Annotated in this window: 11 protein-coding genes and 1 pseudogene; 5 read left to right on the top strand and 7 right to left on the bottom strand. The window is 58.7% G+C overall.

All coding sequences use genetic code 11. The features are described 5' to 3' along the window. Positions 1–103 precede the first annotated feature (103 nt). From C6558_RS24265 to C6558_RS24255, 3 genes are read left to right on the top strand one after another with little or no spacing between them, the layout of a single operon-like run. Positions 104–2,503, top strand: coding sequence for a xanthine dehydrogenase family protein molybdopterin-binding subunit (locus C6558_RS24265; protein WP_107027831.1), 2,400 nt, complete (start codon positions 104–106; stop codon positions 2,501–2,503). Beyond that, complete coding sequence (locus C6558_RS24260) at positions 2,500–3,330, top strand: xanthine dehydrogenase family protein subunit M (protein ID WP_107027830.1); 831 nt, start codon at positions 2,500–2,502, stop codon at positions 3,328–3,330. The genes C6558_RS24265 and C6558_RS24260 overlap by 4 nt, the downstream gene beginning before the upstream one ends. Beyond that, positions 3,327–4,553 (top strand): 2Fe-2S iron-sulfur cluster-binding protein, encoded by a 1,227-nt coding sequence (locus C6558_RS24255; protein ID WP_107027829.1) that lies wholly within the window; start codon positions 3,327–3,329, stop codon positions 4,551–4,553. The genes C6558_RS24260 and C6558_RS24255 overlap by 4 nt, the downstream gene beginning before the upstream one ends. A gap of 463 nt (positions 4,554–5,016) precedes the next feature. Here C6558_RS24255 and C6558_RS24250 read toward each other — a convergent pair whose 3' ends face one another. From C6558_RS24250 to C6558_RS41700, 4 genes and pseudogenes are all read right to left on the bottom strand, one after another. After that, positions 5,017–5,943: a molybdopterin-binding protein gene (locus C6558_RS24250; protein ID WP_158268956.1), complete on the bottom strand. Its 927-nt coding sequence runs from the start codon at positions 5,941–5,943 to the stop codon at positions 5,017–5,019. Between the two features lie 38 nt (positions 5,944–5,981). Further along, positions 5,982–7,037 (bottom strand): XdhC family protein, encoded by a 1,056-nt coding sequence (locus C6558_RS24245; RefSeq protein ID WP_107027827.1) that lies wholly within the window; start codon positions 7,035–7,037, stop codon positions 5,982–5,984. A gap of 59 nt (positions 7,038–7,096) precedes the next feature. Beyond that, positions 7,097–7,198, bottom strand: a pseudogene (locus C6558_RS24240) (aspartate 1-decarboxylase); the annotation flags it as partial. Then, positions 7,195–7,386, bottom strand: a complete 192-nt coding sequence (locus C6558_RS41700; RefSeq protein ID WP_371412297.1) for a helix-turn-helix domain-containing protein — start codon at positions 7,384–7,386, stop codon at positions 7,195–7,197. The pseudogene C6558_RS24240 and the gene C6558_RS41700, both read right to left, overlap by 4 nt. Positions 7,387–7,734: 348 nt before the next feature. On the opposite strand from C6558_RS41700, the gene C6558_RS24230 reads away from it, so the two are divergent. Beyond that, positions 7,735–8,850, top strand: coding sequence for an ABC transporter substrate-binding protein (locus C6558_RS24230; protein ID WP_245449208.1), 1,116 nt, complete (start codon positions 7,735–7,737; stop codon positions 8,848–8,850). 44 nt (positions 8,851–8,894) lie between these two features. On the opposite strand, the gene C6558_RS24225 is transcribed toward C6558_RS24230, so the two are convergent. Then, positions 8,895–9,488, bottom strand: a complete 594-nt coding sequence (locus C6558_RS24225) for an Lrp/AsnC family transcriptional regulator (protein WP_371412291.1) — start codon at positions 9,486–9,488, stop codon at positions 8,895–8,897. Between C6558_RS24225 and C6558_RS24220 the strand changes: the two genes are divergently transcribed. Next, a complete protein-coding gene (locus C6558_RS24220; protein ID WP_107027823.1) occupies positions 9,481–10,674 on the top strand; it encodes a diaminopropionate ammonia-lyase in 1,194 nt (397 codons plus the stop codon). The two genes, C6558_RS24225 and C6558_RS24220, sit on opposite strands and share 8 nt — an antisense overlap. Positions 10,675–10,728: 54 nt before the next feature. Here C6558_RS24220 and C6558_RS24215 read toward each other — a convergent pair whose 3' ends face one another. Together C6558_RS24215 and C6558_RS24210 are read right to left on the bottom strand one after the other, a co-directional pair. Then, the gene (locus C6558_RS24215) at positions 10,729–11,493 is read right to left on the bottom strand and encodes a GntR family transcriptional regulator (protein ID WP_107027822.1); all 765 of its coding nucleotides are present in this window, start codon (positions 11,491–11,493) and stop codon (positions 10,729–10,731) included. A gap of 545 nt (positions 11,494–12,038) precedes the next feature. After that, the coding region (locus tag C6558_RS24210; RefSeq protein ID WP_199197051.1) for an adenylosuccinate synthetase at positions 12,039–12,171 on the bottom strand (133 nt) is incomplete at its 5' end.

Below are 12,171 nucleotides of genomic sequence, written 5' to 3'. Positions count from 1 at the left end.
GTTGCTGTCGTCCTATAAATAAGATGATATGCCTCCGCCGGGGGGAGGCAGTCGTTGTAGCGAGCTACCGGTACTGGCTTCCTGGGAGCATTAAGGAGTGAAAATGGCTGCACAAAAAGTGAAAGCACAAGGGGTCGGCGCTTCGATCCTTCGAAGGGAGGACGACAGGCTTCTACGCGGTCGCGGCCAGTTTGTTGCCGACCTCCGCATGGCGGGCATGAAGGATGTCGCTTTCGTCCGATCGCCGCTTGCCCATGCGAAAATCAAGGGTGTGTTTTTGCCGGACGAAATCCGTGAGCACGTTGTAACGGCCGCGGATCTGGAAGGCGTCAAGCCGATCCGCGCCGTATCCGGACTGGCTGGTTTCAAGCCGTCTGACCAGCCCATTCTCGCTTACGAAAAAGTCCGTCAGGTTGGTGAGCTTGTCGCCATGTGCGTGGCCGAAACTCGGGCCCAGGCAGAAGACTTCGCGGCCATGGTCGAGCTCGACCTTGAGGAACTTCCAGCGGTTCACGACATGCTGGAAGCGCACAAGCCCGGCTCGGCGCTCCTGCACGAACACTGGGGTGACAATGTTTTCCTGGAGACATTCGTCGACATCAACATCGACGCCGCGTTGGATGCGCCAATCAAGCTTCAGCGAAAAATCTCCACCGCGCGCCAGAGCATGGCACCGATGGAGGGGCGTGGCACCGTCGCCTACTGGGACAATCGCATGGAGCAACTCGTGCTCTATACGGGGAGCCAACTACCGCACATCGTGCGCACTGGCCTTGCGGAATGCCTAGGCCTTCAGCAGCGTCAGGTTCGCATTATTTCTCCGGACGTTGGTGGCGGCTTCGGTTACAAAGGCATCCTCCTGCCTGAGGACATCTGCCTTGGCTGGTACGCGATGAAGTGCGGCCATCCCGTCCGTTGGATCGAGGATCGCCGCGAGCATCTGACTGCCGGCGCCAATTGTCGCGAGCACCATTACGACATCACCGTATATGCAGATCGGGATGGCACGTTGCGTGGTGTAGATTGTGTGGCGCACGTCGACTCCGGCGCGTACTCCTCGTATCCATTCTCCGCCTGCCTGGAAGCCGCACAAGTTGCCAGCATTCTGCCCGGCCCCTACGACTTCCCGTCCTATCGGTGTCGCACATACTCGATGGCGACCAACAAATGTCCGATCCTGCCGTACCGTGGCGTCGCCCGGACCGGTGTGTGCTATGCCATTGAACTGATGATGGATGCGATTGCTCGTGAATGCGGCATGGAACCCCATGAGGTCCGCCTCAAGAACCTCGTCCGGCCCGAGCAGATGCCTTTTGATAACATCACCAAAAAGCATTTCGACAGCGGAGACTATCCGGAAGCCTTGCGGCGGGCGATAGCGGCTGCGGATCTGCCCGCCCTGCGCGAGCGGCAGCGACGCGGAGAACCGGACGGCCGTTTGATCGGTATCGGTCATTCGATCTATTGCGAGCAGGGCGCACACGGCACCTCGGTCTACGCCGGCTGGGGCATTCCAATGGTGCCGGGTCATGAGCAGGCGACGATACGTATGACGCCGGATGGTGGGCTGGAGCTGCGCATCGGTGCTCACTCGCACGGCCAGAGCATGGAGACGACCATGCCGCAGGTGGCCCACGAAGTTCTCGGCATTGACATCGGCAAGATAAAGCTCGTTCACGGGGATACCGAGTATACGCCGTACTCGACGGGCAGCTGGGGCTCGCGCTGTGCAGTAATGTCCGGGGGGGCGGTCGCCACTGCCTCGCGGGAGCTGGCCAAGCTCGCCAAGGGCATAGGGGCGCATTTGCTGCAGGCTAAAATCGAGGACGTTGACTTGGTCGACGGCTCAGTCGTCGCGTCTTCGGGTAGCGTGACGCTCGAGGAGATCGCCCACACTTGGTACCGCAAGCCGCAAAACCTGCCTCCCTCCGTAGATCCGCGCGGGCTGGAGGTGACGATTGGGCACAAGCCGCTCCGCGATTCCGGTACATTCAGCTATGCGGCGCACGTGGCTGTCGTGGCCGTGGATCCGGAAATGGGTGACATCGAAATTCTTGACTACGTTATCGTCGAGGACGGTGGGAAGCTCATCAACCCGATGGTTGTCGATGGCCAGATCTATGGCGGTCTCGCCCAAGGCATAGGGACGGCTCTTTACGAGGAAATGAATTTCGATGCCTCCGGCCAGCCGCTTGCGTCGACGTTCGCGGACTATTTGCTTCCTGGTCCAACCGAGGTGCCGGCCCCGAGACTCGAACACATGGAGACCTTGGCGCCTTATACGGAATTCGGTGTCAAAGGGATTGGCGAGGGAGGTGCGATCGCTCCACCGGCCGCGATAGGTAACGCGGTCAACGATGCGCTGCGAAGTTATGGTGTCGAACTGTTGCACTCTCCGATGACGCCGCATCGTGTTCTCAAAGCCATTCACCAGGCCCGTGGTAGGTCGTCGGGTGCCGGCGAGGCGACCCAGATGGAAAGTGTGCAGGGAGAACTGGCGTGAAACCGGTTAATTTCGACTACGCGCGTCCAGGGGACGTTGCCGCCGCGCTGACGCTGATCGGCGATGAAAGTCGCAGCGTAAAGATCATGGCCGGTAGCCAATCGCTCGGGCCCATGCTCAATATGCGGCTTGTGCAGCCCGACCTCGTCGTTGACATCACAGGTATCGCCGAACTGCGCAAGATCGAAGAACGATCCGACGAGATTGTTGTGGGGGCTTGCGTCACACACGCGGATTTCGAGGACTTGCGTGTACCGGATGTCACCCGCGGCGCGCTTCCGAGCGTCGCGCGTGGCATCGCCTACCGCGCCGTGCGAAACAGGGGCACCATCGGTGGAAGCATCACACACGCGGATCCGTCGGCGGACTGGATTTCCATTCTAGCGGCGGTGGGCGGAAAGGTGACGCTGCGCGGGCCCGCTGGCAGCCGTACGCTGGCTGTCGAGGACTATATGCTGGGCGCATTGGAAGCAGACCTTCAACCGGGCGAGATGCTGATTTCGGTGACTGTGCCCAAACTCAGCCCGTCCGCGCGATGGGGCTACTACAAAAGCTGCCGCAAGACCGGCGAGTTCGCCCATGCGATCGGTACTTTCATGGTGGATCCTGAGCGCGGCGTGAGCCGTGCCGTTATCGGCGCCACCGAAAGCCGCCCCTTTGTTTTCAAGGATGCAAAACAGCTGATTGGAGATGGGAAATCCGAACTGCGTTTCGATAGCCAATTGGCAGCGGATCTGGTTGATGCGGAAGGGATGACTGATCCGCTCAATCGCCAAACTCACGTCGCCGCTCTGCGGCGCGCCATCGAGCGAGCGTACACGGCATGAATACGGTCAATCTCACCATAAATGGCAAAGCAACGAGTGCGAACTGCGAGCCTCGCACCCATCTCGCCGATTTTCTGCGCGACAATCACAACCTCACCGGTACACACATCGGCTGTGAACACGGCGTTTGCGGCGCCTGCACGCTTCTGGTGGACGGCGTCCCAGCACGTTCCTGTATCACCTTTGCGACAGCGTGCGACGGCGCTGAGGTGACGACAGTGGAGGGGCTCGACACCGACGAGATCGCTGCCGAGCTGCGCACCGCCTTCATGAAAGAGCATGGACTCCAGTGTGGATATTGCACACCCGGCATGCTCGTTTCCGCGCGTGACGTTATCCTGCGTATGCAGGACCCTACCGAGCACGACATCCGCTTCATCATGAGTGGCAATCTGTGTCGCTGCACCGGCTACGTCGGGATTACCCGGGCCATACAGAGCGTCATTTCTGACCGCCGTGCCCGCGGGATTGCGGCCATACCCGACGGTGGACGGGTTCGCTTGGGACCAGCAGGTTCCGGCAATGCCGGGGCGGTCAGCGCCAGCCAGGTCGCTCGTGGCACTGCGGCCGTATCGTCGCTACCGAAAACAACGGTTCCGGGCACCGCGCCGGCGGCATCCCGTAAAGATGATGGTTGGAAACCACAAACCACGTTTGAGCAGAACTTCACGGTCGCGCATCCGATCGACGTCGTCTGGGATTTCTTCGGCCGGGTTGGAGAAGTTGCCTCCTGCTTGCCAGGCGCCTCACTGGTTGGCGAGCCAGTCGACGGCCACGTCGAAGGCCAGATAAAGGTCAAGGTCGGTCCAATCAGCGCCGAGTTCCACGGCGTGGCGGACATCGCCCGCAACGACGCCACGCGGACCGGAACCATTGACGGCACTGGCAAAGATAAGCGGAGTAATTCGGCGACACGGGGCCGCATCGGCTACGCGGTCAAGGAAGGCGCGAGACCGGGCGAGACCCGTGTCGATGTCTCAATCGGCTTTACACTGACAGGTATGCTTGCGCAGTTCAGCCGATCAGGTCTTGTGCAGGACGTCGCCAATCGTCTCATCGCCGTTTTCGTACAGAATCTTGAGGCCCGCTTGACTCATCAAGCCGAGGGCAAGCCTGCGGAAGCCGCCCCCGTCATAACCGAGTTTGATGCCGGTTCACTGATGTCCTCGGTGCTTGTTGGCCAAATCAAACGCCTTTTTGCCAAGCTCGTTCGGCGTCGTTGAGCACGATACGAGCAGCGACGAGGCTCCGCCAGGTTGGCTATTCGATGTGTGGGGACGCGCGCATGTGAACGTTCAAAATGCGCCCTGTAGCGTCCGTCTTCACCGATGCTGTACGGAGCAACGGTCCGGGGCTGCCGAAAGTCGGCAGGACACCTTGTTCCGCTCAGGCGGACGATGGCGGGTTTCTGCAGCTGGCGCACAGGCGTCTGGTGCCTCGAAGGCGCGACGTCGGCGTGCCGAAGATCATTCCGCCGTGCGGACCGCGTGATGCGTATTCTTCTGCTGCCGGTCGGCTCCCCCGAAGTGGCTCTCGAAGTCGTAAGAGGATTGAAACTCTCCCAGCTCGAGCTGCAGGCTCGACCGCCGAACCCTTCGGCGTGAAACGCTGGAGAAAATCAAATCCGAACAGCTATTGTTGATGGCGCAGGGCTCCTAGTTGGGCGGGAGCGAACTGATCCACCTCTCACGTTGCCAGTAGGCCGCCAACACCTAACCCCATAACATCCCAAGATGTCGGGTATTCGCCAGCCAGAACTCGATGAAGGATCAGATCCAGACCGTTGTGGCGCGGACTGCGCGCACAACCTGGAGCGCCGATCACTCGAATTTCGTTCACCCGTCCAAGAACGAGAAGGTTCCCGGGATCGACGGGCATGCCGACATGTTCCACCACACCACCGGCGCGGCGTATGGCAGTTGGGAGGACATCGTGAGGATCCGCCACCGCCGAGGCTCCAAAGATAATGACTAGGTCGTGGTCGGGGAGGGCGGCTTCAATCGCGGCCGCTATCTCGCTTTCGTCGTGTCCCACTCTCCATTCGCGGTCGAGACTGCTGCCATGTCGTGTCAGACGTTCGGCAAGCACCGTTCGCGTTTTCACTAACGTCTGTTGTTTCAAGGAAGGTAAGGTGGTCGCGATCAAAGCGACGCGGTGTGGCAGAAAAGGCTTCACTTCGAAGGGAATGATCAATGACGCCAGCCTTCGCGCCTGCTCGATCTGCTGGCGGGATACTGCAAACGGGACTATCTTCACCGACGCAACGATGTCATTTGCGCGAACAGGGCTATGATCGGCGAGGCAAGCGATCGTGATGGCCGCATCCAGGCGGTTTAGTCGATTGATGATATCGCAGTCGGCAGTGAAAAGACCCGACACGGCGGAGTGGATGTTGACCCGCCCAGTAGTAGCAGACGTGTTGCGCAGATGTCCTTGGGTGAGGAGGTCGGCTATCTGCCCAGCCGCGTCGTTTTCCTCGACGTCATCTTTCTCGAGGCGTGCGACGACGAGAGATTCAACGCCGGCGGCCGACAGCGTCATTACGTCGAGGCTGGTGATGCGGTGACCCTTCTGGTAGCGGCCGCTCTCAACCGTGAAGGAGTGGGCCAGCATCGCTCCTTCCGCATCCCGAAGATTGACGCGGCCAAACCTCATCGCGGCACCCCTCTGTCAATGGGCGCATCCCTTCGATGCAGGGCGGCAATGACCTCGGCCAAAATAGCTACGGCAATTTCCTGAGGCGTCTCGGCGCCAATATCGATGCCGATCGGCGCTCGGATCTTTTCAAGATCCGTGCGCTGCACACCAGCGGCCATGAGCCTTTCCACGCGGCTAGCGTGCGTTTTCCGGCTTCCGAGCGCCCCGACATAGAAGCAGTCAGTTTCGAGTGCGGCACGAATTGCCTCTTCGTCAACCTTCGCATCATGTGTAACAGCCACCAAAGCCGTAGTCCGATCCAAGCGCCGTTGGAGCAGAACATCTTCAGGCCAGGCGCAAATCATCTCGATGCCCTCGAAGCGGTCGTGGGCAGCAAATGCGGCTCGGGGGTCGATAACCGTAACCTCGAATCCGGCGATCTCCGCCATCCTCGCCAGCGCTTGTGAAATATGGACAGCACCGATGATCATAATGCGCGGCGGCGGGATATATGGATTTACGAAGTATGCTTCGCCAACGGCCTCGAAAGTTGCCGCTTTGCCCGTATGTAGCGACTTTGAGATGGCATCCTGCCACGCAGGGGGGCGCGGGTCCCCAAGATGGACGATTTGCGATTCACCCGTCGCAAGCGCCGTGACCGTTAAAGCAATCTCGCGTTTCATTCGCGCTTGGTTGAGTTGGCGCAACGTGGCAATGCTTAATCTCTGTAAATAGATCTCGATGCGACCGCCGCACGACAAGCCGACCCGCCAGGCGGTCTCGTCTTCGACGCCGAATTCCAACAACCGTGCTTTCCCTGTTGCGATGACTTCGGGAGCTTCCGCGATCACGGCGCCTTCGACGCAGCCGCCCGAAACAGATCCTTCGAAGTTCCCCCGTTCGTCGATCACCAGATGACTGCCAACGGGTCTCGGCGCGGAGCCCCAGGTTTTGAACACCGTGGCGACGGCTACATGTCGACCGGTTTGATACCAAGTTTCGGCAATTCTCAAAGGATCTGTTTCGAGGTCGGAGGACCAGGTGGTTGAGTTGTCATCGGTAGGCTGCATGCCGGTTCTCCGTTTTCTCACGTCGGCCATTGCAAACCGAAGGACTTGCGTTCGCGCACCGCTTCGCAATGATCGGGGTTGAGCGTTATCGAGCCGTGGTACTCCAGGTCTGCGTCGGTGACCCGGATGTCGCGACGTTTTCCAGCGACGATCTTTCTCATCTGGATGTCGGTCTGTTCGAGTATTGCTTCTTTGTCCTGATGATCGTCTGTCTGGTGGTGTTGAGCGTCCTGGCGATTGATCCTACCGAATGTCCCTGGACTACGAGCGTTCGGACACAGGCGATCTGCTCCGGAGACAAGCTTGGCGGGCGACCTATGCGTCGCGGGATGCGCGTATCTTGCCGCACCTCCGAAACGCCGGAGGACGCTACCTTGGGTTTCTTGTCGAGAGCGGCTGCAGGTTCCGCCAGACTTGGTTCGTTCACTTCTCTCCTCCTTCGCCAAGGCGCATCGCGAAAAACGGGCTAGCGGCAGTCGCAGCGCCGCGTCACGCGAGCTGCAAAATTGATACTATTGACAGATAGTCCTAAAGATAGAACAATACTTTTGCCAAAGCAATCGGTCTGCCGCGCTCTGTGAGCTTCGGCTCGATATCCAAGGGGGAGCGCCGCTGCCGGCTAGGTTTTATCTGCCTATTCTGACGGGAGGAGAGTTCATTGAATAAGCGCACACATCTCGCCGGCGTGACCCTCGCATTGTTGGTCGCATCGACGGCAATCTCATATGCAGAACCGATCAAGATCGGGGTAAATGAGCCATTGACCGGGCCCTTTGCGGCGTCGGGGACTTATATCGTTGATGGGGCAAAACTCGCCGTCGAAGAGATCAACGCCAATGGCGGTGTGCTCGGCGAGAAGATTGAGCTGGTCATCGAGGACAATAAGAGCAATCCGACCGAGGCGGCATCAGTCGCTGAAAAGCTAATCGAAAGTGACAAGGTTCCCGTCATGATGGGCGCGTGGGGATCGAGCCTTACGTTGGCAGTCATGCCGAAGCTGATGCAGTATGGTGTACCCATGCTGGTCGAAACGTCGTCATCGTCCAAGATCACGAAACAGGGTAACTCCTATATCTTTCGGATCTCCCCGCCGTCGTGGGTGGAGGCCGAACTGTTCAAGAAACACCTTCCCGAACTTCAGATAAAGAAGGTCGATTTTCTCGCAATTAACAACGATTGGGGGCGCGGCACCGTCGGCGACTTCTCCAAATCATTCACCGAGGAAGGTATCGAGGTCGGTCTGACGGAAATGATGGACCAAGGCTCTCAGGATCTGAGCGCGCAGCTTTCGAAAATCAAGGCCTCGGATTCGGACACGATCATTGTCACGACAGCGGTTGAGCAACTGACGCTGGTCCTCAAGCAGGCCGCTGCTCTCGGCATCACAAAGAAGATCATCACAACGGGCGGCTCTCAGAACCCGGATCAACTCATCGAACAGGCCGGCACCGCCGCCAACAACACGACCCACATGGTCTTCTTCGCTCCTTGGGCACCTGAGAAATCTGCACATCCGGAAAAGGCGAAGACTTTCATCGACGCGTGGGAAAAGGCCGGGCACACAAAGGCAGGGCTCACCGAGAGCTACCGTGGTTATGATGGCATTTACGTCATTAAGGCAGCTATTGAAAAGGCAGGCGTCGCTGAACCGAAGGCCATTAGGGACGCGTTCTGGAACGTCGAAGTGCCGACATTGAACGGAACGGTGACGTTCGTCAAAGACGGTCCCGAGGGGCAGGAAAGTGGCCAGTACATGACGAACGGCACGCTCATAAGGATCGTCGACGGCAAGATCATTCTCGCCGGTTCCTGATCGGAGTTCCCCAAGCCTGGCCCCGGCAGCGATGCCGGGGACTTTTAATCGCTGCACAAAGGCATGGCGAGGCTGGCCTTGACACGATCCATTACCACCAAGGTTCGGAACTGCGTGACATTGTGATTAGAGAGGAACAGACGACGCGTGAGCGCTTCATAAGCGCTCATCGACGCCACATTAACGATGAGCACGAAATCGGCGCCGCCGGTCACGCGGTAGCATTGCTGTACGCCGGGATCGTCGATGAAGCTCTGGCATGTGGTATCAAGCGCCGCCACCTGCGTCCGCCGTACGTGCAGTTCAACCACCATGGTGAGCGCGCATCCCATCAGAACCGGATCGACAACCGCGACATTGCCAACGACCACACCCTCGTCTTGCAGTCGGCGAATCCGTCGATGCACAGCAGCTGCCGAGAGGTTGACCTTCTCAGCGATGAGGCGCTGCGGAGTCATGTTGTCCGACTGGAGAATATCGAGGATCGCCCGGTCGTGGCGATCAAGTTTCGCGCTGCCAAAACCGTGCCGCATACAGCCTCCGTGCAAGAAAATTTCATTAGAGCTCTGCATATGAGCCAAATCACGAACCAGAATGCAACAAAATTTCGCAACAAAGGAGAACTTCTGAATGCTCATTCAAAACTCGCATCCGCTTTACAATCTTCCGCTCCACGAAGCCGATGCTGAAACTCTGAGTCTGGCGGCCGCTGAAGAAGTCGAGCGCTTTCTTTCCTATCGGCCCAACCATGTTCCCACGCCGCTGAGGTCGCTCGGTAGTCTCGCCCGGGAAATCGGAGTGGGTTCCATCCACGTCAAGGATGAAAGTTCTCGCCTCGGCTTGGGCAGCTTCAAGGCGCTCGGCGGTTCCTACGCCGTGATCAGGCTTGTGCTCGAGGAGGCGGCTCGACGGCTGGGACGAGCGGTCGAGGTAAGCGAACTGGGTACGCCCGAAGTGCGCAGTGTAGCCGAAACCATGACCGTTGGCTGCGCAACGGACGGAAACCACGGCAAGTCCGTGGCAGCGGGTGCCCAGTTGGTTGGTGCCAAGGCCGCAATCTTCGTCCATTCCGGCGTAACAGACGAGCGTGTCGCGGCGATCGCTCAGTACGGCGCCGAGATGATCCGGATCGAAGGCACCTACGATGACTCGGTTATCGCGGCCGAGCGGATTTGCAACGAGAATGGATGGGTCGTCGTCTCCGATACTTCGTGGCCGGGATATGAGCGAATTCCTGCTCTCGTGATGCAGGGGTACACGGCGATGCTGCGCGAAGCGATCAGTGCACTTCCCGAAGCTCCTACCCATGTCTTCATACAGGCGGGGGTCGGCGGCCTGGCGGCGGCAGTAGCGGGCTATTTCGATATCGTGTTTGGCAGTAGCCGCCCGCGATTTATCGTTGTCGAGCCTGACCGTGCCGCCTGCGTTTTCGAAAGCGCGCGCGCTGGCCACCTGGTCAAGGTAGACCACGCTGAGCCGACAATCATGGCCATGCTTGAGTGCTACGAGCCCTCGCTTGTTGCGTGGCGCGTTTTGGCGAGGAAAGCCGATGCATTCATGACTGTGGGCGAGGAGGACGCCGCCGAGACGATGCGGCGTCTTGCTCAGCCCTTGGCCGGTGATCCTGCCATCGTTGCAGGGGAAAGCGGTGCCGCAGGACTGGCGGGCCTTCTGCGCGTGTTACAGCACCCCCGGGAGCGCGCCGCACTTCAACTCGATGCGTCTTCGCGAATCTTTGTGATCAATACTGAAGGCGCGACGGATAAGGCGCGGTACGAGGCGATCGTCGGATTTGCTCCGAAACGAGTACTTGAGGCGGTCTAGTTACCGATGTTGGCCGCGCGCCTGGTTATGCGCGGCCAACGTTCACGCTGGGGTTCAGGCGAGGGCTCTGCTTCGCGTTCTTGATTTGTCAAGCAGGTCGACTCGTAGCGCAAAACAATCTTTCCGGTAGTGAATGTCGGCGACGTAGAGCGCGACTCCGTTTTTGTCCAGAAGAACAAGCCTGCAATCAGCCGTGGGTTCGCCAAGGCCAATTTTCAGTTGTTCAGCGGTTTCCGGATCCGCCACACCGATAGTCAGCGTTTGATAGGCATGCGCGATCTCTACGTCCTGCATCTCGACAATCATTGGCAGAGCGGCCGCATTGGTAAAGCGCTTCGGATCCCGATCGAAGATGTGCTGTGCAAGATAGAGACTGACTGCGGAAAAAGGTTCTCCCTGGTTGTACTGAATGCTGCGCAAAAATGTGTAGGCAGCCGCAGGGACACCTTCGCCCTCGGCCAAGTCCGGAATGGCAACATTCTCCTCGATGTGGACCCGTTTGATAACGTTGTCCTTGATTGAGGCGACAACCTTATCGAAGTCGTTGGCAAGGTTGAGCCAACGATTGTGCTTCGGCCTCCCAGATACGAAAGTACCGCGACCCTGTTGGGCGTCGAGCAGGCCTTCGTCCCTCAACAATTCGATGGCTTGCCGAATGGTGACGCGGGCCACGCCGAACTCGGCCTCGAGTTCCTCGAGTGTCGATATTTTGTCGCCTTCCAACCAATGCCCTGTTTCAATTCGCTGCCGCATAACGGAAGCGACCTGGACGTAGAGGGGAACACGACTGCGATCATGAATAGCGGAAGTTTTTTTCATGTACTCAATGTACGACAGATAGAATCAATTTACTAGTGCTTGCGTAGTGGTCATGGGTGACTGCCAGATTCGCGTGTGCAGACGCCATCGAAAGATCTGCGCGGCGGCTTTCTTGACGTCACGTGTGTCTTTCTCTTTTTCGAGGTCAAGTGGCAGTCTGTTGCATGTATTGCCGGATGATCATTTCATATCCACTGGCTGCATCGACTGCGGTACTGCTGCGGACGCCAACACGGGTCTTCGGAATTCCGCCCAGTGCGCGCTTATTCTTCCAAATAAAGTCAGGGTGATCTGCGCAATTTTCCTACCACCCTACTTGATGTTTGAGTAGGGGGCATCAGGCCTGCCCATTGCCTGTTAGAGGCTAGGGAGGGGAGGTGGCGACTGGCGGCCACCTCCCCCTTCCGAGCGCTCGGAGTTGCAGGGACGGTTGCTCGGAATTTTGCTGTGTCGATGAATGCACTCGATTCTGGAAAGCTGCAGCCAGTTGCACTCGACTTTTTGTCAGGATGCGCATTGCCTGGGCAACTGGGAAGCGATTCCTCCTAGTTCTCAAAGGGGTCCGTCACAAGTATTGTGTCGTCCCGCTCCGGGCTGGTCGAAAGAAGAGCCACCGGTGCACCGATGAGTTCCTCGACCTGGCGAACATACTTGATCGCCTGTGCCGGAAGATCTGCC

The sequence above is a fragment of the Ensifer sp. NM-2 genome (assembly GCF_003024455.1).
GTDB classification, from domain to species: domain Bacteria; phylum Pseudomonadota; class Alphaproteobacteria; order Rhizobiales; family Rhizobiaceae; genus Ensifer; species Ensifer canadensis.
Note: the sequence above shows the minus strand (reverse complement) of the source record. Positions and strands in the feature narration are given on the sequence as shown.

Excerpts from the sequence above, each read along its gene's own strand:
- C6558_RS24265 (WP_107027831.1), top strand. The coding sequence starts at position 104 with ATGGCTGCACAAAAAGTGAAAGCACAAGGGGTCGGCGCTTCGATCCTT.
- C6558_RS24255 (WP_107027829.1), top strand. The coding sequence starts at position 3,327 with ATGAATACGGTCAATCTCACCATAAATGGCAAAGCAACGAGTGCGAAC.
- C6558_RS24250 (WP_158268956.1), bottom strand. The coding sequence starts at position 5,943 with ATGCTGGCCCACTCCTTCACGGTTGAGAGCGGCCGCTACCAGAAGGGT.
- C6558_RS24245 (WP_107027827.1), bottom strand. The coding sequence starts at position 7,037 with ATGCAGCCTACCGATGACAACTCAACCACCTGGTCCTCCGACCTCGAA.
- C6558_RS24220 (WP_107027823.1), top strand. The coding sequence starts at position 9,481 with ATGCTCATTCAAAACTCGCATCCGCTTTACAATCTTCCGCTCCACGAA.
- C6558_RS24225 (WP_371412291.1), bottom strand. The coding sequence starts at position 9,488 with ATGAGCATTCAGAAGTTCTCCTTTGTTGCGAAATTTTGTTGCATTCTG.
- C6558_RS24215 (WP_107027822.1), bottom strand. The coding sequence starts at position 11,493 with ATGAAAAAAACTTCCGCTATTCATGATCGCAGTCGTGTTCCCCTCTAC.